The organism is Pseudoalteromonas sp. LC2018020214 (assembly GCF_016598755.1).
GTDB lineage: Bacteria > Pseudomonadota > Gammaproteobacteria > Enterobacterales > Alteromonadaceae > Pseudoalteromonas > Pseudoalteromonas distincta.
On the sequence record NZ_CP066804.1, the window covers coordinates 1,770,117 to 1,791,560 of the forward strand.

The 21,444-nt window shown below is 36.5% G+C and carries 18 protein-coding genes; 6 read left to right on the forward strand and 12 right to left on the reverse strand.

The window, feature by feature from the left end:
* Positions 1-5: 5 nt before the first annotated feature.
* Complete coding sequence (locus JG479_RS07830) at positions 6-389, reverse strand: response regulator (RefSeq protein ID WP_002960883.1); 384 nt, start codon at positions 387-389, stop codon at positions 6-8.
* 528 nt (positions 390-917) lie between these two features.
* Between JG479_RS07830 and JG479_RS07835 the strand changes: the two genes are divergently transcribed.
* The 6 genes from JG479_RS07835 (at position 918) to JG479_RS07860 (ending at position 7,775) form a co-directional block, all read left to right on the forward strand.
* Entirely contained in the window at positions 918-2,246 is a 1,329-nt protein-coding gene (locus JG479_RS07835) for a hypothetical protein (protein ID WP_002960881.1), read from the forward strand.
* Between the two features lie 152 nt (positions 2,247-2,398).
* Entirely contained in the window at positions 2,399-3,703 is a 1,305-nt protein-coding gene (locus JG479_RS07840; RefSeq protein ID WP_007377152.1) for an ABC transporter substrate-binding protein, read from the forward strand.
* Between the two features lie 146 nt (positions 3,704-3,849).
* Positions 3,850-4,722, forward strand: coding sequence for a carbohydrate ABC transporter permease (locus JG479_RS07845; RefSeq protein WP_002960879.1), 873 nt, complete (start codon positions 3,850-3,852; stop codon positions 4,720-4,722).
* 2 nt (positions 4,723-4,724) lie between these two features.
* Positions 4,725-5,555, forward strand: a complete 831-nt coding sequence (locus JG479_RS07850; RefSeq protein WP_039487848.1) for a carbohydrate ABC transporter permease — start codon at positions 4,725-4,727, stop codon at positions 5,553-5,555.
* A gap of 10 nt (positions 5,556-5,565) precedes the next feature.
* The gene (locus JG479_RS07855; protein ID WP_149602631.1) at positions 5,566-6,567 is read left to right on the forward strand and encodes an ABC transporter ATP-binding protein; all 1,002 of its coding nucleotides are present in this window, start codon (positions 5,566-5,568) and stop codon (positions 6,565-6,567) included.
* Between the two features lie 248 nt (positions 6,568-6,815).
* Entirely contained in the window at positions 6,816-7,775 is a 960-nt protein-coding gene (locus JG479_RS07860) for a sugar-binding transcriptional regulator (protein ID WP_002960874.1), read from the forward strand.
* Positions 7,776-8,194: 419 nt separating this feature from the next.
* On the opposite strand, the gene JG479_RS07865 is transcribed toward JG479_RS07860, so the two are convergent.
* The 11 genes from JG479_RS07865 to JG479_RS07915 all read right to left on the reverse strand — a co-directional run bounded on the left by JG479_RS07865 (position 8,195) and on the right by JG479_RS07915 (position 21,240).
* Complete coding sequence (locus tag JG479_RS07865; RefSeq protein WP_200220282.1) at positions 8,195-9,019, reverse strand: alpha/beta fold hydrolase; 825 nt, start codon at positions 9,017-9,019, stop codon at positions 8,195-8,197.
* 357 nt (positions 9,020-9,376) lie between these two features.
* Entirely contained in the window at positions 9,377-9,805 is a 429-nt protein-coding gene (locus JG479_RS07870; protein ID WP_002960870.1) for a response regulator, read from the reverse strand.
* Positions 9,806-10,011: 206 nt separating this feature from the next.
* Complete coding sequence (locus tag JG479_RS07875; protein ID WP_149602629.1) at positions 10,012-12,882, reverse strand: ATP-binding response regulator; 2,871 nt, start codon at positions 12,880-12,882, stop codon at positions 10,012-10,014.
* A complete protein-coding gene (locus JG479_RS07880; RefSeq protein ID WP_200220283.1) occupies positions 12,879-14,051 on the reverse strand; it encodes a hypothetical protein in 1,173 nt (390 codons plus the stop codon). Before JG479_RS07880 ends, JG479_RS07875 begins: the two co-directional genes overlap by 4 nt.
* Before the next feature lie 9 nt (positions 14,052-14,060).
* Positions 14,061-14,876: a type II secretion system F family protein gene (locus JG479_RS07885; protein ID WP_149602627.1), complete on the reverse strand. Its 816-nt coding sequence runs from the start codon at positions 14,874-14,876 to the stop codon at positions 14,061-14,063.
* Positions 14,873-15,748: a type II secretion system F family protein gene (locus tag JG479_RS07890; protein ID WP_002960861.1), complete on the reverse strand. Its 876-nt coding sequence runs from the start codon at positions 15,746-15,748 to the stop codon at positions 14,873-14,875. Before JG479_RS07890 ends, JG479_RS07885 begins: the two co-directional genes overlap by 4 nt.
* Positions 15,741-17,039 carry a CpaF family protein gene (locus JG479_RS07895; protein WP_039487860.1) on the reverse strand — a complete coding sequence of 433 codons (1,299 nt, stop codon included), beginning with the start codon at positions 17,037-17,039 and terminating at the stop codon, positions 15,741-15,743. Before JG479_RS07895 ends, JG479_RS07890 begins: the two co-directional genes overlap by 8 nt.
* A 6-nt stretch (positions 17,040-17,045) precedes the next feature.
* Complete coding sequence (locus JG479_RS07900; RefSeq protein ID WP_002960857.1) at positions 17,046-17,813, reverse strand: hypothetical protein; 768 nt, start codon at positions 17,811-17,813, stop codon at positions 17,046-17,048.
* A 69-nt stretch (positions 17,814-17,882) separates the two neighbouring features.
* On the reverse strand, positions 17,883-18,272 hold the full coding sequence (locus tag JG479_RS07905; protein WP_039487863.1) for a hypothetical protein: 390 nt from the start codon (positions 18,270-18,272) through the stop codon (positions 17,883-17,885).
* Positions 18,273-18,646: 374 nt separating this feature from the next.
* Complete coding sequence (locus tag JG479_RS07910; RefSeq protein ID WP_138489063.1) at positions 18,647-19,324, reverse strand: tetratricopeptide repeat protein; 678 nt, start codon at positions 19,322-19,324, stop codon at positions 18,647-18,649.
* Entirely contained in the window at positions 19,321-21,240 is a 1,920-nt protein-coding gene (locus tag JG479_RS07915; RefSeq protein ID WP_039487865.1) for a pilus assembly protein N-terminal domain-containing protein, read from the reverse strand. Before JG479_RS07915 ends, JG479_RS07910 begins: the two co-directional genes overlap by 4 nt.
* Positions 21,241-21,444 lie beyond the last annotated feature (204 nt).

The following is a 21,444-nucleotide window of genomic DNA, read 5'->3' on the forward strand; positions in this document are numbered from 1 at the left end:
TTCTATCATTCTATTATTTCAAGACGCTTCATTACAGTGTCTACTTTTTTTGTATTGAAAGGTTTTGCAATAAAACCTTTAGCGCCCATTTCCCACGTGTTTTGTACGTTTTCGAGACTATTGTGGCCCGAACACATAACAACATGAGTGTGCGGGTAAGCACTATTAATGTATTCCAATATCTCCGCACCGTTAGAGTCCGGTAAATCTACATCTACAAATATAACGCCTGGCGGTTTATTGTCCATAATAGGTTTGGCAGAGCTAAAATCAGCACTTTCTAATATATCTTCAAACCCTAAGTCCGTTAAAATTTGGTTTAGATAATCACGAATTTCCTTAACGTCATCAATAATGAGGATGGGCTCTAGCGGGCGAACAAATTCCATATGTAGGTTACTTCTATTTTGAATACATCTAAGTGCTTTAATACTAAGCTAACCCCATCATAAGCTCAAGAACGTTACTTAAAAAACACTAATAAATAAACTGTTTATAGGTTGCCAAACAGCCTATTTTTAAAGGATTACCTGCTTTTATGTCTTCTACTAACTTATATTTTTATTAATTGTATTGAACAATAATGACGTATTCATAAGAAATCCCTTAATCCAATACAACATTCCATCAAAATTTGATGTAACAAATTTGCTACTTAACTTATTGATTCAAAAATATTTACATATAAATTCGATTTTTTGTAAACGTTTTGTAATAAAAAATCGTTGACCTTCTAAATCCATTCTGTGATTATGCTCACCAGATGGGCTTATGCTCACAAGTGCAATTTCATTAACCATTTAATGTTTTGCTCAGCCAGCCTCATCTATACACACTGAATTAATACCAATTTCATTAAATGAAAATGCAATTTAATAAAGTTGGCATCACACACCACACTAAATAAAGAGCTTATTATGTTGAATAATAAAAAGACTAAATTTGCAATTTCTCTCATAGCGGCAGCTATGGCTACATCGGCTCCAGCACAGGCTGATATTTCTGAATATTTAGATCGCGTTGACGTAGACTTTTTACTAATGCAAAACTTTCAGTCAATTCAGGCTAAAGACGGCGCATTTCGTCCAGAAGATGAAGAACAAGAATCAGGTTTTGGCCGTATTAGAGCAAATCTAATGCTTAAATTTCATATTAACGAGTTCATTACTGCCGATATAGATATTGCAGAAGAGCCTAATGACTTTGGTGGCGAAGATCGTGACTTTTCATTTCACAACGATTTTGCAGGTGTTGAATTTGACTTACTAGGCCTTTATGGCACACCAAAAGAAAACGCAAATTTAACACTGCGTTTAGGTAACATTGGTGGGTCGCCTTTTCAATTTAAAGGTTTTCAAGACGGCGCTGATAACCAAAGTAATGCACTTATTGGTAATGGTATTACCGATTACGCAACCGCAGAAAACGGTGCACAGCTAAGTTACAGCGAAACTTTCGATAGTGGTGTAGTACGTGCTTATAATGTTACAGGTCACATTACGACTTCAAGTTTCGGTGAAGCCTTTCAAGAAGACAGAGGTTACAACTACCGACTTCAAGGTACTCTAGAATTTGAAGGTGGCTTTAAAGCAGGTTTAAACTTATTAAAAGCCAATCAAGGCGACCAGTTACGTTTTGAAAATGGCGTAGCAAGTCTTGATGGTGTAACCACAACAAACTATCGCTTTGGCGATGGTGAAAACTATAATTTCTCAGCGTCACCTTCGAATGAGCGTGACACCCACGTTGGCGCAATGCCAGGGCTTGAGCAATCAATCATCCAGCTTAACTTAGCTTATCAACCATCTGACGAAACTAGCTTAATTTTTATGGTTGGTAAATCATCTGATGACTACACGTTTGCAGATGCCGCTGGTAATGCAGTTGCCGGTATTACCTACTTTGGTACAAACGGTATAGCAGATGAAAATGGCACTACTTTTGATTCAAACAGTGTAATAGAAGGCGACTCATCGGTTGAGTACTTCGTGTTTGAAGCACAACAATATATTATTCCTAAAAAGCTATATGTAGCGGCTCGTTATGCAGAAGCCGAAAACACTTCCGACTTAATTGAACAAACAGACAACACAGTAGAGCGTATTCAAGTAGCCGCAGGTTACTGGTTTAACGATAAAACGCTTTTAAAAGTTGAGTATGTTAACCAAGAAGAAGGGGTTAATTCGGGCGGCCAAATCGGTAAAGGATTTGACGGCTTCACTTCTGAAATATCTGTTAAATTTTAAATCATTATCCAACTAGTCTAACTATTTAAACAAAGGACCTAAAAAGGCACTTTGCGGGCAGTTTTATGCGTTAAAACTGCCATAAATAGAATTGGCAATAGATTGAAATTTAATAGCACTTGTTAAAACATAACGTGTATGGGGAATACCCGATGAAAAATAAATTAATTATGCTCGCGTGTGGCTTTATAAGCATGGGCGCTGCGGCAAAAGAAACAATTACAATAGCGACTGTTAACAATGGTGACATGATCACCATGAAAGAATTAAGCAGTGACTTTACCAGCCAAAACCCAGATATAGACCTAAAATGGGTTACTCTAGAGGAAAACATCCTTCGCCAACGTGTCACTACCGATGTTGCAACAAAGGGCGGCCAATACGATGTTATGACCATAGGTACTTATGAAGTACCAATTTGGGGCAAGCAAAATTGGCTAAAAGAGCTGGATAATTTAGGTGAAAACTACGATTTAGACGATTTAATTCCGGCAATTCGAAGTGGTTTAACGATTAATGACAAACTTTATGCTGCGCCATTTTATGGCGAAAGCTCAATGGTTATGTACCGCACTGACTTAATGGAAAAAGCAGGGCTGACAATGCCTAAAGCCCCAACATGGGACTTTATACGCAAAGCTGCTAAAGCGATGACAGATAAAAAAGAAGGTGTTTATGGCCTTTGTCTGCGTGGTAAAGCAGGTTGGGGCGAAAACGTTGCGCTTATTACATCCATGGCAAATTCGTTTGGTGCGCGTTGGTTTGATGAAAACTGGAAACCTCAGTTTAATACCCCAGAGTGGGAAAATACCCTTCAGTATTATGTCGATGTGATGAAAGAATCTGGTCCTGCTGGTTCATCTGCAAACGGTTTTAATGAAAATCTTGCACTATTTCAAACCGGAAAATGTGGTATATGGATTGATGCAACCGTTGCAGGCGCATTTGTTACTAACAAAAAAGACTCAGAAGTTGCCGATAAAGTAGGGTTTGCACTTGCGCCAGATAACGGTCTGGGTAAACGCGGTAACTGGTTATGGTCTTGGACTTTAGCCGTACCGGCAAGCAGCAAAAAACCAGATGCCGCAATGAAATTTATTAGCTGGGCAACATCTAAAGAATACACTCAACTTGTAGCCGACAAAAAAGGTTGGGCAAAAGTACCGCCAGGTACACGTAAATCACTTTACAGTAATCAAAAGTACATGGATGCAGCACCGTTTGCACAAATTACCTTAGATTCTATTCAATCTGCAGATCCTAAAAATCCGACAGTTAAACCAGTGCCTTATGTAGGTATTCAGTTTGTTGCTATTCCTGAGTTTCAAGGAATTGGTACAGCTGTTGGGCAACAATTTTCAGCAGCATTAACTGGCCAAATGACCGTTAAGCAAGCGCTTAGTACGTCTCAGCACCTCGTTGAGCGAACAATGCGTAAAGCTCGCTATCCTAAATAGCATGTAATGGGCGGGTAAGTACTCAAACTTACCCAATATTTTATGTCAATTCTATTTACTTGTTAGTTATAAACGCTATCAAGGGTTTCTGATTTTCACTTGATAGTTAACAAGTAAATAGAATTGGCTTTTTTAAGGTCACCTTTATGGCAACAACTAACTCGCGCACGCTTGCTCGGTTTATGCTTCTTCCTAGTGTAATTTTATTACTTGCTTGGATGATAGTTCCGCTGTGTATGACACTGTATTTTTCATTTATTGATTACAACTTACTCGTTCCAGGGGATAAAGAGTTTGTAGGCTTTTTAAACTATGAATTTTTTCTAACTGATCCGGCTTTTTTTGAATCATTTTTTAACACGCTTTACCTAGTAACTGGGGTTTTACTTATCACTATTTGTGGTGGTATTGGCTTAGCTATTTTACTAGACCAAGCAATATGGGGACGAAATTACGTTCGCATTATGGTACTAGCCCCATTTTTTGTAATGCCAACTGTGTCGGCATTGGTATGGAAAAACATGCTAATGAACCCAGTTAATGGCTTATTTGCACATTTTGCGATTTGGCTTGGCTTTGAACCTATCGACTTTTTTGCTCAAATGCCGTTATTTTCAATCATCATAATTGTGTCTTGGCAGTGGTTACCATTTGCAGCATTAATACTGCTAACAGCAATACAATCATTAGACCGTGAACAATTAGAAGCGGCTGATTTAGACGGAGCTGGGCCATTTAGTAAGTTTTTTTACATCGTTTTGCCGCACTTATCGCGCGCTGTAACCGCTGTTATTTTAATCGAAACTATATTTTTACTGTCAATTTTTGCCGAAATATTAGTTACAACCAGCGGTGGTCCTGGTTATTCGTCGACCAATATAACGTACTTAATTTACACGCAATCACTACTTCAATTTGATGTAGGCGGTGGTTCGGCAGGGGGCATAGTTGCAGTTATTATTGCAAATATAGTCGCTATATTTTTAATGCGCTTAATTGGCAAAAACTTGGAGGGTTAATTATGACTATAAAAAATAGCCGTCGTTCCAAACTAATTTATACCATTGCAGCATGGACAATAAGCGGCATGATTTTCTTTCCAATTTTATGGACGTTAATCACCAGCTTTAAAACGGAAGCTGAAGCAATTTCAGCAAGTCCAAGCTTATATGCGTTTGATTGGACGCTCGAAAATTACCGAGATGTACTGTCGCGTTCGCCATACTTTAACCATTTTTGGAACTCTGTAGTTATATCGCTAGGTTCAAGTTTGCTGGGTTTATTAATTGCTGTACCTGCAGCTTGGTCTATGGCTTTTGTACAAACTAAAAAAACTAAGCATTTATTAATGTGGATGCTTTCTACCAAAATGTTACCGCCAGTAGGCGTACTTATTCCGATTTATTTATTGTTTCGTGACTTTGCGCTACTCGATACAAAATTAGGTTTAGTAATTGTAATGACACTCATTAACTTACCAATAATGGTATGGATGCTGTACACCTACTTTAGAGAAATACCAAACGAAATACTTGAAGCTTCACGTATGGATGGCGCAACTATTGGTGAAGAAATATTCCATGTTTTATTACCAATAGCCTTACCGGGTATAGCCTCAACGCTATTGTTAAATGTTATTTTGTCGTGGAACGAAGCATTTTGGACACTTATTTTAACCGCTGCAAATGCTGCACCTTTAACGGCATTTATTGCCAGTTACTCAAGCCCTGAGGGGTTATTTTACGCTAAGTTATCGGCAGCATCTGCCATGGCCATTGTGCCAATTTTAATACTTGGTTGGTTTAGTCAAAAACAATTAGTGCGTGGATTAAGTTTCGGCGCAGTAAAATAGGAGAATACACATGGGCAGCATCACACTAAAACAAGTCACTAAAAACTTTGATGAAGTTAACGTAATTAAACCACTCGACTTAGAAATTAAAGACGGTGAGTTTATCGTATTTGTTGGGCCATCAGGCTGTGGTAAATCTACATTACTTCGTATGATCGCAGGTCTTGAAGATACAACCAGTGGTAATATAGAAATTGACGGCATTGACGCTACAAAAACACCGCCTGCAAAAAGAGGCTTAGCAATGGTGTTTCAGTCCTATGCGTTATATCCGCATATGACCGTGCGTAATAATATTGCTTTTCCTTTAAAAAGAGCCAAAGTTAGCCCTGCAGAAATCGAAAGTAAAATTGCTAACGCCGCTAAAATTCTTAATTTGACCGATTATTTAGACCGAAAGCCTGGGCAATTATCGGGCGGTCAGCGTCAGCGTGTAGCGATAGGGCGTGCAATTGTACGTCAGCCTTCGGCATTTTTATTTGACGAACCGCTTTCAAATCTTGATGCGTCACTACGTGTAAATATGCGTTTAGAAATATCTGAATTACATAAAAGTTTAGCTACAACAATGATTTATGTTACGCACGATCAGGTTGAAGCTATGACAATGGCAGATAGAATCGCGGTATTTAATGCCGGTATTATTGAACAAGTAGGCACACCTTTAGAGCTTTATAAAAACCCAGTAAACAAATTTGTAGCTGGTTTTATTGGCTCTCCAAAAATGAATTTTATAGATGATCCAAAAAATGAAGATGCGAATGTTAGTTGTATTGGTATACGACCAGAGCATATAACACTCTCTACTGAGCAAGGAACGTGGGCTGGTACTGTAGGTGTAATTGAACATTTAGGATCGGAGAGCTTTTTACATATAAATATTGAAGGCAAAGGGACCGTAACAGTAAAAGCAGATGGTGATTGTCCGTTAAAATATGGCGACAGTATTTACCTAAGCGCACCGGCTGATAAAGTATTAAAGTTTGATAATAACGGTTTAACAATTCGCTAGAGCTAATCTTTAATTACCTTAAATAGCACCTTTATAAAGGTGCTATTAACTAAATTCTAATTACATAATCCTATGAAACCTAGGTATTTTTTATTAAGGAATGGTATATTTACAACTATAAATAACAAAAACGTTATTGATAAATAGATACTCCAAAATTAATAAAATAACTTATATAGCAGCACATATAATTAAAATTATGTAATGAAAATAAGGACTTAGTTTTCCTTCTATTTTAAGAGGTTTACGTGGTAAAGCTATCAAATACAGAAATTAGAAAGCTAGATGATGCAGCCAGAGCAGGGTGGTTATATTATGTTGGCGGTAATACACAAGATGAAATTGCTAAAAAGCTAAATATATCTCGTCAATCTGCACAAAGAATGGTCGCATTATCTGTGAGCCAAGGATTAATTAAAGTTAGACTTGACCACCCGATTGCTAAATGTATGGATTTGGCCGAAAAATTAAAAAGCCGTTTTGGGTTAGATTCGTGTGAAGTTGTACCGAGCGATCCCTCAGAACCTTCATCTACATTAGGTTTGGCTCAAGCTGGCGCGGCTGAAATAGAACGTCATTTAAAATCAGAACAACCCAAAGTACTTGCTATGGGAACCGGTCGAGTTTTACGTTCATGTGTGGATGAGCTAAGAACTGTCGATTGTCCGCAACATAAAATTGTAGCCATGCTAGGTAATATGGCTTTGGATGGATCGGCTTCACCTTATGATGTTGTAGTAAGAATGGCCGAGCACACCAATGCAAAACATTATCCAATGCCATTGCCAGTTTTACCAAGAAGCATTGAAGAAAAAGAACAGTTACACGCACAACAAAATATTACCGGTAATTTAAAACTCGCTAAAGATGCCGATGTAACATTTGTGGGTATTGGTAGCTTAGGTGAAAAGTCGCCATTACATATAGATGGTTTTATTGATGCTCAAGAACTTAAAGAGTTACAAGATCTGGGTGCTGTTGGTGAAATGATTAGTTGGGTGTTTGATAAAAACGGTAAGCTTTTAGATTGCACAGTTAATCAGCGTGTAGCAAGTACGCCATTAAAAACAAATGCTAACAAACAGATTTATGCGATAGCTGCTGGTGAAGAAAAAGTGTTAGCCATTTTGGGCGCAGTAAGGTCAAACATGATCAGTGGATTAATTACTAACGAATATACAGCTGAGCGTTTACTTAGTATTGATTAAACAAATTGATAAATAAAGTATCTGTATTAGTAATACTAGTTATTGTAATAAAAACACTTAATGTCCGATACCGTCTAGTATTGGACATAACGAGGGCGCATTTAGCGCTCTTTCTATATACACATTAACTACCTATAATTTATATTATGTTAAATAGTACAAATAAATACATAACTAAGTTACTCACCTTCATTAATTAACGTATAAACGCGGTATTTTGACTATTTAATAAGCATTAACCTACTTATCTGAATTGTTAGTGCCTTACCCATTTACGGTATTAGCTTATTGAACATATAAAAATACCGCTTAGTTATTAATATAATCAAGCGGTATTACAATAATTGCCTATTCGCTACTTTACCCAATAAAACTTAACGTATTGAAATAAATAGCTTTTTAATAAGCCTAGTAATTCACTAGAATGTTTTATCATTCATAAAATCACTAATAAGCTCAGACACTTTATCTGGATGTTCATCAATAACCCAATGTGCGGCTTTATCTATCCAAACCAATGACGAATTTGGAATTGCTTCTTCTAACATTGGTGCATACTTTGGCTTTTGAAACTTGTCTTCTTTACCCCATATTATGAGTGTTTCATGAGGTAAGCTTTTAAGGTCGCCTCCAATAGCTTCGGTATATTCTTTATTGAGCCTGCGCATGTTACTAAATAAAGCGGCTTTTCCTTTTTCATTACTCCATGGTGTTAAGTATATTTTCATCAACTCTTCAGTCATTACGTTCGAGTCGTAAACACCTTTGGGCATGAAATCTCTTAATGTATCAACAAATTCATCTACAGATGTTTTTTCTTCTACGCCTGGTTCTAGTAAAGGTTCAAATTCTGGTATTGGCCAAGAATCAAAACATACACTATCAAGTAAAACCAACCCGTTTACTTTATCTGGATGATTTACAGCCATTAATTGAGCAACACCACCACCAATATCATGTGCAGCAATATTAACTTTAGAAATACCGAGCTCTTCTATAAACTTACACATTATTCTACATTGCGCATTTATAGATACATCAGTGTTACTTGGCATATCTGATTCACCAAAGTTAAGTAAATCTGGTGCTATTACCCGATATTTTGATGCAAGTTTTGGCATCACATTTCGCCATAAAAATTTATTTGTCGGAATACCGTGTATCAATAATAAAGGTGTACCTTGTCCCATTTCTTGATAAGCAATTTGATGACCTTCTACTGTAACGTACTGTGTTTTGCTCATGCTTGTGCCTCGTTAATTTTAAAAATTATAATGTTTAGTAAACTATAAAATTGGAATATAGCCTTATAAAGCAAATTCCATCCCAAGATGAGTATTTTTTAGTTATTAAAAAATCTTAATGTTTTAAAAGTTAAACCCTTGTGATACCTGAGCTTAAGGCTAAGTAAGTTTATTTGTTTTTTATTATTATAGAGTTTGATAATTGTGATTGTTAAACCACTTTATGAAGTGTGAAGCGTTTACTCTTATATATGCAACAATTACAAAAGCGAAGTTGCTAATAATTTGAAGAAATTATTCTTATTAAATAGTTTTTAGTAAGTAATAAACAGCGAACCGCCCTACTATTGGTATTAATCACTTTAAGAAAGATCTAATATTTTCAATTAATACACTTTGCTTAACTGGCTTTAATAACAAACCATTAAATCCCAGCTTTATATATTTATTATTACTATTTTCGTTTTCACTAAATGTATGCGCAATAATTTTCGTTGCTGATGCATCAGCGTGCTTTCTTATTTTTAGCATTGCGTCTGTGCCTGTAAACTGTGGCATGACTATGTCCATTAAAATAATATCGTAAATATTTTGTGAAACCATCAATAGCGCCTCTATTGCACTGGATGCAAAATCTATTAATATGTTTTCTTCTTTAAGCATTTTTCTTATTACAATTTCTATTAGTAAATCATCATCGACTAAAAGTAGTCGTGTAGTTTTATTTATAGGCTTTACTTTATTAAACCCGATAACTTCCGCTGTATTTCCAATAGTGTTATTCATTTTTTACCTTATTACTTTTCAGTAATATATTACTGCTAATTTTTAATACCAACCGCTATAACTTTTTGAACAAATTAACGAGTAAAATAACTTTATAATGTTGTTAAAATTTCAAATAAAGAAATTAGATATAAAACTTACTAAGTTGTAGCGCTAATTCTTTCTCGTTAAATAGACCTCTTATGTAAGGCGGTTGGTATAGCGGATTACCTTTTTAAAATACGTGCTATTTGGTTTATTAATATGCCTTGTTTTACAGGTTTTAATAGCATGTCATCAAAGCCCTGGTTTACATATTTAGATTCTGGATCGGGTGTCGATGTATGTGCAATTATTTTAGTTTTAGAATTATCACTGTGTTTTTTAATTTTTAACATAGCATCAGTTCCTGATAATTCTGGCATTACTATGTCCATTAAAATAATGTCGTAACTGTTTTGAGATACCATCAACATTGCTTCTATAGCACTGCGCGCGTAATCTATTTTAATGCTCTCATTTTTTAGCATTGCCCTAATAACAATTTCAACCAGTGGATCGTCATCAACCAGTAATAGTGTGTTTTGTTCTTCATTAGTTAATGGATTAATATTTACTAAATCGGTAGTTATTAATGGACTGTTTAATACTTCTTGTTCATCATCTTTGTTTTGTTTACTCGCTAGGTTTACCAACATAGAAAGTGATATCGTCGTTTTATTGGCACTACTGCTAATAATTATCGCTTTCCCACCAAGCATTTTAAATATCGAGATAAAAAACTTTAACTCTAATGATAAGTCTTTATCATCTATAAAGCGCGTTATATCATCACCCGAAATGCTTTTAAGTTCAGTTATAAAATGGTTAGTGTTGATTAAATTACTTAATGAAAAGTCGAGGTTTAAGTAATTACGCGTACTTTCTTTTTTAATCTGAGCGTCAATTGAAAGCGTTGTATTATTTGATGAATCCAAAACCTCAGTAACTAACTGAATAACCAGTTGAGAAATTAACTTTTCATCGCTTGCTACCGTTAACTCTGATGTAATATTATTTTTCAAAACTATTTTATTATTTTCAGCCTCTTTCGTTAAAATTGACATATTATTATTGATCAGTTTCTTTAGGTTTACGTTTTTGGCTTGAAGCTTTAACTTACCTATCTCTGATTTATTTATATTTACTAGCTGTTGAATCACACTTTCAAGCTGGTCGCACACATCAGAGATATTCCCCACATTGTTTTTAAATTCGTTAAAGCTTATTGGATCTTTAGATATTTCAATTAATGACTTTAAAGATGATAAAGGTGTTTTTAACTGACGGCTAAGCCTTGAAACAAATTTTTCTTTTAATTGATTTGTTTGTTTAGATTTTTCGAGAACATCAGCGAGTAAACATTCTTTTTGATGTGCCTCTGTATCATCTCTAAAGTAGCAAACAAAACCATTAAAATCTGTATGTCTTTGTAATACAGTTATCCACTTCCCGTCTGTAAAACCTATATCTATTAATTGGTTACGATCATCATCAAGCTTATGATGCTCATGGTAATGATTTATAATATTATGCTGTTGCGCAATACTTATCAGCTGGCTATACGATAGCTGACTGTTTTGTTTATTCACCTGTGCAAATAAAAGATTAAATGCATTGTTAGTAATCACAGGAAATTCGTGGCTATTAAAAATAGCAAACCCATGTGGCAATGCATCAAGAGAACTTGAAAATAGCTCTTCCCTATTAAGTATTAACTGATTTTTTTGTTTTATTTCATTGTGTAAGCGCCTAGGCAAACGTAAAAAATAGTACACGAATGCGAATACACAAAAGGCGATCAGTCCTAATCTAATTAGGCTATATTTAGTTATTTGTGGACGTACTATTTTATTCATTGGTTGCACATGTAAACGCCAAGTAGGTGGAAAACGACTGCTTAAAGCGCTAATACTATTTTTAATTATACTGGGGTTTACTTCTCCTTGTTTTCCTAAAGTAAACTGTGGTGTTGCTATAAAAACGTTATAATTTTCAGTGTTTAATTTTCCAATAACGGCTTTTAAAAACTTACTTAAATCAAATGCTGTAAGTGTATAAATAGAACCTTGTTTAATTTTTATTTCAGAAATTAAGAAGGCCGTATCTGCAACAGTAAATACTTCTACTGCTTGTTTATTCGCTCTATTATTGAATTTTTCTAACCAGTTTTTAAATCCATACGCGGCTAAATCAAAATTATTTTTTGACCAAAGTGCAAGTTGGTTATACTCAGAATCAAATACAACATACCCTTTATAAGTTAAGCTTTGTGAAACCTGACTCTGTACTAAATCATTAAGTTGCTCTTTTGTATAGCTATTTTGGCTTTGTAAAAAGCCTGCGATAACTAAATCTTTTTGCGATATATATAATCCTTGATTATCAAATCGCTCTAAAGCATTGAATAACGTTTTACGTAATTGCTGAGTTTGTTCATTGTAATTACTTTGCAGCTCCTTTTTTTCTATAGTATAAAGCAGTAATGCAGTGAATGAGCATAATACTAATGCAATTAAGAATGCCACGGGCGCTAAACTAAATACATGAATATACTTTTCCCCATAATTTTTTTTCACAGGATTAGTAATTTGATTACTTACTGAATCTGAATTTTTATTTAACTGTGTCTGCAATAATTGAGCAAATGAAATAAACTGATCTTTTTGTGAACCTATTAATGTTTTAGGTGCTAAATCAGCCATCAGCACTACGCCAATTAATTTATTAGTGACACTATAAATTGGATATTGTGCATAAAAACGAATTAATTTGTGCGTGTTGTTTGATACATCATCAAAAAAAGTATCTTCAAATAAATATAGTTTTTCTTGTGTGCAGCGTTGTTGATAGCTTAATAACTCATTTTCGACGCTTTCTATATCGTTGCAGGTTATTAACTGCTCTGAATAAACCTCTCTAAAATCGATAAATTTAACAATTGGAACATCATAAAACTGTTTTAATAGCGTTAGCGTTTCTTTAATTTCTGTTGATATTTCATCAGTTGGTGTATCTGCTAAATTAGCATGTGAGGTAAATATATTTGAGGCGTTCATTGACGTTCTCCTTCCCCTTTTGGGGGAGTATGTATCCACGTTGTACTGTTTTGACCGCTATGTACTGGCAGTAAAACTTTAAATGGTGGTGTTAAGCTACTAAGTGCAGGTTCGCCTGTGGTGATATTAATTACTTGTTCTGCATTAACTAAATTAAGTGATGTTTTGCAATATGTAATGCCTGGCTCAATCCCTATTAAGCTCAGTGTTTCACTAATGATAAGGTTATTTACTAAATCGATACCAGCGAGCTCAAATGTAGTTTGTAAAATAGTGAAGACGAGTGTCTCTACAATGTTTTCATCTTCTTCTAAGCGTGTACCTTCTGGGCAGCAGATTGTGCCAAGCTCTATGTCAAAGTTTGTTCCAACTGCAACTCCAACGAACTTAAGTGCTTTAAGTGCATCTTTTAAAAGAGATTCTACTTCAGGTAAGTATAAATCAAGTATGTCGCCTTGCGATTCGTACCCTGTTTGACATGTGTCACATGATACCGCCAACTCTCGACCATCGGTCCCTACAAGTGGACGACCCAAAGCAGTCACTCCAACTAAACAACTGCTGTCGGCCGGTTGCTTATCTATTTCAAAGTTTTCACAAGGTGAGCCTGTTACTACTTTTTGCGATACATAACGAGATAGAATTTGTTCACTATTAGCAGGGCATTGTTGTGGCGTACTTCTTAATAACTGACCAATAACGGTGTTACCTAACTGCCCTATTGCATAATTTGGACCTTGCTGCAGCGCATTTATATAACTTACATTACCGGTATTATTTAGTTTACTCACACCTTGGCTGTCTGTTGCTTCGTCGCTTAAGCCCTTTAAACACGGGTTACCTTGGCAATTTGGAGCATCGTAATAAACAGCTTCCCGCGAGGTAAACCTATCATCTCTTATGCCTATTAATGCCCTGTACGTGTTGTTTGCCCCACGATCTGTATAAAAAATGAGTGGTGCTTGGTGCTCATCAAAACTTACTGCAATACCGAGTGGTCTATTATTAGCATCAACTACAGTAATTTGATTATCTACCTTAGTTTGATGGCGCTTAATAAGGGCATCCCTTACTAAAATCACCCCACCAATTGAGCCAATAATTAAAATAGTTATAATTAATATAAGCTCAATAGTAAGTATGTACCCTTGTTGATAATGCTTTTTCATATCAGGCTCCTATAACACTTCTACAAGCATTTTAAGTACGTTCATTACTTGTAATGCTGCGGGAAAAAACACCAATACCAAAAACATCGGAAAACAAATTAAGATAATGGGAAAGGTTGTGTGCATCGCTTTTTTGTTTACCTTTTTAGCGAGTAAAATGTTCTTTTTTAAAGCTAGGCCTTCAAGTTGAGCCTCTACTGCTTGGATAAGTGGCGTACCAAGTTTTGACCCTATTAACATTAAGTTTGCGAGTTTTTTAATTCCTAATACGCCGGTTCTTTCAAAAAGTGAATTAAATGCAAATTCACGATCTTTACCTGCGCTTAGTTCGAATAAAAATAACTTTAGCTCTTTGTATAATGGGTGTTTTTGACTTAATCCATGATCAACTGCTAGTGCAAATGAACGCTCTAGTGAAAATCCAGCGCGCATGTAAACCAGTAACACCCGTAAAAAAAACTCTAAGCTATTATTTATAACGGTTTTACGTTGGTTTTTACGTAATAAAAACCAGCATTCGGGTGCAAAAAAACACACAAAACACAGTAATAATTTAATCGATTGGCTCAGCTCATACCCTGTTAGTTCTATAACCGTAAATGCACTAAAAGTAGCAGCCACTTTAAAGCAGTACAGGCTTATTAATATTTTATTAATTTGTATTCCTGCTTGTCTTAATTGACGTTTAGAGATGATGATTAGCGGGTACCAATTAATGTTTTTAGTATCGGGTTTATCTAATTCGACTTTAAGAGATTGCCTATGAATATGGATAAACGAGCCCATACTTACTAAAAGTCCGATAAGTAAAAGTATATCAATCATAATGTTACCCTTAAGCTAAGGCGTAGCCATAAAAAACCAAATAGCTGACAAAGAAGCGCAACCGTTATAAATGCAATCCCATTAGGATCGTTTAATAAAGGTTCAAACCAGGTTGGATCGGTATAGCTAAATAAAGGAATTAGTGCGTAAGGTAAAAAACCACTAAATACAGCAGCGTACTTAGTACCCGAAAGCTTTGCTTTTAGCTGTTGGCGGTCGAGGGTCCGAAGCGACATCATGTTGCATACGCTTTTTAGCATGTCAGTTAAATCGCACTGGCTTTGTGTATGTGTGATGATGCTATGAGCAAATAATCTTACGGTCTCGCAGTTGTATCTTTCAATTAACGGAGCAAACGACGTTTCGGCATCACTACCCATGCTCATGCGTTGTAATAGCAAAGAGCTTTGTTTTTTTATGTATGGGTCAGCATGTTCATCAGCAAACTGCATTGATTGTTGTAGCGACAGCCCCGTACTTAAACACGATTGTACGGTTTCAATAAATTCTAAAAAATGATGCTCAAATTTTGCTAATTTATAATGAGCCAAGTCAATCACAGTTATAAAACAGGTTACAAAAACCACGATTGAAATAATAAATGCGCTGGTTGATGCCTCAGGGTAATATAATTTAGCTAAAAACCATGAACTACTAGAGAGCGAGCACGCCATGCTTATAAACCAAGCGTTACTTATGTTTAAGCCTAGTACTCGTAGTGACAAAGTAAGGACGTCTTTTTCTTCTAAAATATCTACTTTTTTAGCGCTCTGGTTACTTTTATTTTTAGCATACAAAGAAACCAACACACTAGCTGCAAGTACAAAAGTAATAACCGCCGCTATAGCTAATAAATAATCAAGTTTAGTCATTGTTAGCCTCCGGGTTATTGTGCAGTAATGCTTTTAATTCTTTTGCATTTGCGCCTTGGCCTTTCATAAACTCAATAACACTTGAGTTATCTATTAGCTCACTTTGAACAGGCTCTGCTTCGTTAATACTATAAAGCGGGCTGAAATGTGCGCCGCCATTAACACGCTTAATTTCACCAATACTTTTTAGAGTTCGGGTGCCATTAGTTGAGCGAGAAACATGCACTATAAGTTGAATACTAGACGCAATTAGCGAACTTGTATGTGTATCACTCAGTTGTGCATTGTGTAACTGCACTAAAGTAGATAAACGAATAACGGCATCATTTGCGCTGTTAGCATGTATGGTCGTCATCGAACCTTGGTGACCACAGTTCATTGCTTGGAGCATATCGATTACTTCGCCAGAGCGTACCTCACCTACAAGTATTCTATCTGCGCGCATTCTTAGGGCTGCTTTTACTAAATCTCTTAGGCTTACTGCACCTTTACCATCGCTGTTTGTGTCGTGGGCTTCTAATTGCACAACGTGGTTGTGATGCAAATTAAGCTCAGCACTTTCTTCAATGGTTACAACTCGTTCATTTGGGTTAATTGAGTTAGCAAGTACGTTTAATAATGAGGTTTTACCTGCACCTGCATTGCCACACACTAAAATATTAACGCCTGTTTTAACTGCGCTTTTTAAAAATGATAAGATGTTTTTATCTAAAAAATGGTTATTAACTAAAAAGTCATCGTTTATTTTTTTATGATTAAATTTACGAATCGATACAATCGCGGCGCTGGTACACGCAGGCGGTACAATAATATGAACTCGGCTACCATCTTTTAGTTTGCCATCAACAATCGGCATAAGCGCATTGACTTGTCGGCCACAGCCATCAAGTAAGCGATCAACAAATCGGCGTAAATGGCGTTCGTCATCAAACTTACTGGCTGTGCAAAGTAGTTTGCCTTGTTTATCAATCCAAATATCTTGCGTGTCGTTTATTAAAATATCACTTACCTGATCGTCCAGCATAAACTGTGCAATAGGACCTAGGCCTTGAATTTCATCAAATACAGCCTGAACAACCTGCTCTTGTTGATGTTGGTTAAATGAAGATTGATTAAATTGTGGAATTTCACTGCACAATGCAGAGATTTTTTCGAGAACATTACTTGATAAAAGCGCGGTTGGTTCTTGTTCGTACTCTTCGATAACGGCATCGTGCAATAGCTTTTTAAGCTCTTCAAAGGTACTTAAACTGGTTTGAACTTCTTCATGTTTGCTTGATAAATTAAACATAAAAACTCACTTAGCTACATATACAGCTTCATTTTTAACGCCTTTAACCACTTCGATTGTGCGACTGGTTTGTAAGCGTGAAAAGTTTTGCAAACGACCTTGTTCAATGTCATAAGCGCTATGCACAATAATTGAAACTTTGTCGGCATTATCTATACCCGCCAACGAATAAACATCTTTTGGAAGTACCGCAAGGACTAACGAAACACCGCCTGTAGCAGAATTAGACTCTTTAGCTAAGTTATCCATTACGCCATTTTTTTCGGCTTGCGATTTAGGGCCTTTTGAAACACCAATGAGCTGTACATCACGGGCAACTGTTCTTACTAGACGATTAGTTTTAGCGACTATGTCGAGTCGGTCACCTTTGTGTATACGCGAAAGCGGAATATCTAAGGTGTTTAGTTTTAAAGTATATAAAACACGCCCTGCTGGTATGGCTTCTGATAAATTTTGGCTTTTCGCTCTAATAAAATCTGTGTCAAATAATGGTTGTTCAACCATTTTATTAGTTGCTAATTTTTGACCAATTAATGCACGTGGGTTTTGAACGCTCAGTGCAATATTTGAATAGTTACTTGGATCTATACTTTTTTGCTCTACATCGTGAACGGTTACTGTTTGACCGGCCGACATATTTTTGTTTACTACCCAGGCTGTTACGCTATTTTCATCGTTTACCTGTCTAATACCCAAAGCGGAAGCTAACATGCCAGAGGTGATGAGTAATGTGAGAGCCGCTGTGGTTGCGCCTTTGTTACTTTTACTTTTCATAATATTCCTCCAGAGTAACTTTCACTGCCACTCTTTTGTGGCAGTGAGCCTTAAGCTTGGTATTCAAACTTAGTTACCTTGTGAACCGCCTGCCGTTGTACGTGTTGCAGCATCACCACTTGGTGTTGCACTAATAAGTGCCGCATTTTCACTAAAGTCTGATGCAACAAAAGTGAATGAACTACCATCGCCTGCGTACACATCAACTGAATCTACAAAGCCTGAGCCAGACACTTCAGCTGTGCCTTCGGCGTTAATCATCCCGTCAAATACATAGCTTTGGTCAAGTGAGCCAATTGCTTCAGCTACATCTTCAAGTTCGCTGGTTACCGAGTCACGTAATGTAGATAAACCAATTACAAGTGCCGCTACCATTGAAGTAGAAAGAATGATTAGCTCTGACGTTAGTACAAAACCTTTTTGCTTTTTGCTATTTAAGTTATGTTTAATAGTTTTCATAATCGTAGCCTTTAAATTAGAAGAGCTTATGCTCACTTTATATATTGCGAGGACCATGCCAACTAATTAAGTCCTCTAAATACAGTCGGTTAGTGTGTTTTTATTATTTACTCTTTAGCTGTTTTTACTTTTGATTTGCAAAATGCAAATCAATATTAAAAAATAATTTTTAGATACTTATTGCTAGAGACGTTCTGTTAAATTATTAAAACTAATAGGTGTTCAAAAAAGGGTAAATATTAGAAGCAGTCTTGTGGGGTAACTTATAAAACTGATGATTAGCGTAAGCTTTACTACTATTTTTGATAAATAATAAAGTGGTTTTGGCTCCTTAATAATGCCAAATTTTAGGTATAAAAAAAGGCCCGAAGGCCTTAAGAATAACAATTACCTAAAACAGAGAGTTTACCGCGCCTAGCAAGTGCTTTTTGATGTGTGGGTTCGACACGTAAAACTTGCTCATAATAGCCACAGGCCAATAAATTATTGGTATTAGCTTCTTCAATTAGCCCTTTATGGTAAAAGTAGGCGGTGCTATTTAAACCAAACTTAACCGAAAGCTCTAAATAGTTTGAAGCTACAACGTAGTTGCCCTGGGCATAATGTATAGAGGCCATTTGCAGGTATGGTGAAGCATGTGTACCAAAAACATCGACGCCGTATTGGGCAATGCTTTTCGCTTTAGCTAAATTACCTTGCTCAATTGCTAAAGTGACTCCTAAAGTAATTGCGTTTAACGGCGGGTTAGCTTTATTAAGCAAAGTGTTTATAACCTGTTGAGACTGGTTAGCACGGCCACTTTTATAAAGTACATATGCCGATATTGAAAGTATTGCCGTGTTATCGGGGTGTTCAAGCATTAACTGATTCACCTCATGCACAAGGTTCAAACAGTCACTTGCATTAATGCCTTCGCACTTTAATGGTTGGGCATTTAATTGGTATTTTTTAACTATGTCACCCAGCGCGTTGTAAGGATTTACTGTTGGCTTGTAATCAATATGAGCGCAACCCGATAAAGTAAGCAGTAAAATTATATAAAGTATTTTCATAGCCCTTGCTCCTGTATATAGCTAAGTATCTGGGTGTCTATATTTGCCTGTTCCCACGAACGTAAGGTATTAATTGGCTCACGCACCAGGTTTGGAGTTACAACAATTATAAGCTCGCGGTTGTTTTCACTTTTACTGGTTGTTTCACTTAACTTTCCTAGCATGCTATTGCCGTTGCCATCAGGTACAAAGTCGTGGCTTGCATTGTTATCGGTGCTAATCAAGCCACCAATAATAAGAGGTTGTCCGTCTTTTAAACGCGTTGATGTTTGCATGCTGCGTGTATTAAATGCACTACTGTTCAAACTGCTGCCTGTGCTTTGTGCAATTTCGGCGGTTAACGTGGTATCGGGTAGCGAAATTACTGGGTTTAGATCAAGTGTGATTCTGTCTTTGTCGTCAACCATGGCGCGTACATTTAATTCAACTCCGAATGATTTAAATTCTGTACCGCTAAACACCGAACCACTACTACCTTGCTGCCCGCTTGTAATTCCTGAAGGGCTATAACTTGTAGGTACGGGTACTTCTCCACCGACCTTAAATACGGCACTTTCACCGGCTAAAACCGTAATTGTAGGGCGAGAAAGCGTTCGAGAAATACCTTCTTGTTCAAGTAATGAAAACAACATATCAATGGCAAACTGTGAGGTAGAAAGCTGTAAGTTATTAGTTAATTGACCGCCAATTAATTGCAGCGCATTTTCTATTGTTGCAGAGCCTGATTCGCGTTCAGTCATACCGTCACGACCAAACAATCCCGCTTCTTTTTCATACCCATTAGAGAGCACGCTAATATCTGGGCGCCATTGCTTTAATCTACGTTGATTTACTTCATATAATTGCACCGACACACGCACTTGAGGTAAATCTTCAACTTCAATGCTCGACAAAACTTTACCGCCAGCCACTGAAAGCAACGTTGCTCTTGCAATATTAGAACTTACATTACTTAAGTTTAACCCTGATGTAGCATCATTTATTAAACCGCCTGACTCGTTGGCAAGTACTTCAATACCTGCGCTTTTATCCTGCGTTGCGCCGCCCATTAAATTATTAGGATCAAGGGGAGAACCCTGAGTTTGTAATGCTTGTTCTGGTTCGAATAATTTATTAATTGTATTTAATAAGCGCACTAGCTCTATCTGGTTTTTTACAGAGCCTGACAGTAAAAATACATCGTTGTCGTCATTTGATAGCTCATCAACCGAGATGCGTTTAATGGTCACTTTATCTGCGCCCATTGATTTAATCACTTCGCTAATACGTTCTTCTTTTGGCTTGGGTGCTTGAGTTACCTTTATTAAATTAATAATAGCGACTTTGCTCGAGTTTTGAGAGGTACCACCGTTTGCGTTACCCAATCCTTGCAGGCGTTGAGCGAGAGAATTAAACATTCCTTGGTTAGGGTTTGAGGTAATAACAGGTTGTGATGCTTGTGAGCTACTGGCGTATAGATAGTTTTTTGCAGCTTCATAAGCGGCATGACGATAATTTATAGTAGGTACTTCACCGCGTAATACAACAGCATGGCGATCAGGTGCTATGGTTAGTTGCACGTCAGGGTGAATATCGTTTAAGGCATTTTCCAGTACGCTATAGTCTTCGGTAACACCAAGTAAAAATGTTTCCGAGCTTTTATCGTCGTACCACACCATCATAGATGTACGGCCCAACTTTTTAGCTAAAATTAGTAGCTCGCGACCATTAACCACGTTCACATCAAGCGTTGTTTCGTGACCAAGTGCTATACGCGAAATATCACGGGTAAACACAAAGCGAGTATGTGTCCATTTAACTAAGTGTGATACTTTTTGTACCCGCTCACCATTTGCATTTTCTATATAATCTAAATGACTTTCACTGCCTACGGCGCTAAAAGATATTAGTAATAGTATAAAAGTAAATTTTAACATAAGCCTTTCCCTCAATTTGCTTAATCTATAGGTAGCAAGTATGAGACCAAACGCTTTTAGCTTTATTATCAATATATTAAGATGTGTGAAAGTGTGTTTTATTATTTTGATTCGCAAATTGCAAATCAATAATTCATGAAGGGTTTAACCAAGAAATGAGAGTAGAGGTAGGTGGCGCAAAGCGAATAAAATAGGCTCTGCGCT

Excerpts from the sequence above, each read along its gene's own strand:
- JG479_RS07905 (WP_039487863.1), bottom strand. The coding sequence starts at position 18,272 with ATGAAAACTATTAAACATAACTTAAATAGCAAAAAGCAAAAAGGTTTT.
- JG479_RS07890 (WP_002960861.1), bottom strand. The coding sequence starts at position 15,748 with ATGACTAAACTTGATTATTTATTAGCTATAGCGGCGGTTATTACTTTT.
- JG479_RS07885 (WP_149602627.1), bottom strand. The coding sequence starts at position 14,876 with ATGATTGATATACTTTTACTTATCGGACTTTTAGTAAGTATGGGCTCG.
- JG479_RS07870 (WP_002960870.1), bottom strand. The coding sequence starts at position 9,805 with ATGAATAACACTATTGGAAATACAGCGGAAGTTATCGGGTTTAATAAA.
- JG479_RS07915 (WP_039487865.1), bottom strand. The coding sequence starts at position 21,240 with ATGTTAAAATTTACTTTTATACTATTACTAATATCTTTTAGCGCCGTA.
- JG479_RS07910 (WP_138489063.1), bottom strand. The coding sequence starts at position 19,324 with ATGAAAATACTTTATATAATTTTACTGCTTACTTTATCGGGTTGCGCT.
- JG479_RS07840 (WP_007377152.1), top strand. The coding sequence starts at position 2,399 with ATGAAAAATAAATTAATTATGCTCGCGTGTGGCTTTATAAGCATGGGC.
- JG479_RS07895 (WP_039487860.1), bottom strand. The coding sequence starts at position 17,039 with ATGTTTAATTTATCAAGCAAACATGAAGAAGTTCAAACCAGTTTAAGT.
- JG479_RS07880 (WP_200220283.1), bottom strand. The coding sequence starts at position 14,051 with ATGAAAAAGCATTATCAACAAGGGTACATACTTACTATTGAGCTTATA.
- JG479_RS07830 (WP_002960883.1), bottom strand. The coding sequence starts at position 389 with ATGGAATTTGTTCGCCCGCTAGAGCCCATCCTCATTATTGATGACGTT.
- JG479_RS07875 (WP_149602629.1), bottom strand. The coding sequence starts at position 12,882 with ATGAACGCCTCAAATATATTTACCTCACATGCTAATTTAGCAGATACA.
- JG479_RS07865 (WP_200220282.1), bottom strand. The coding sequence starts at position 9,019 with ATGAGCAAAACACAGTACGTTACAGTAGAAGGTCATCAAATTGCTTAT.
- JG479_RS07835 (WP_002960881.1), top strand. The coding sequence starts at position 918 with ATGTTGAATAATAAAAAGACTAAATTTGCAATTTCTCTCATAGCGGCA.
- JG479_RS07900 (WP_002960857.1), bottom strand. The coding sequence starts at position 17,813 with ATGAAAAGTAAAAGTAACAAAGGCGCAACCACAGCGGCTCTCACATTA.
- JG479_RS07850 (WP_039487848.1), top strand. The coding sequence starts at position 4,725 with ATGACTATAAAAAATAGCCGTCGTTCCAAACTAATTTATACCATTGCA.
- JG479_RS07855 (WP_149602631.1), top strand. The coding sequence starts at position 5,566 with ATGGGCAGCATCACACTAAAACAAGTCACTAAAAACTTTGATGAAGTT.
- JG479_RS07845 (WP_002960879.1), top strand. The coding sequence starts at position 3,850 with ATGGCAACAACTAACTCGCGCACGCTTGCTCGGTTTATGCTTCTTCCT.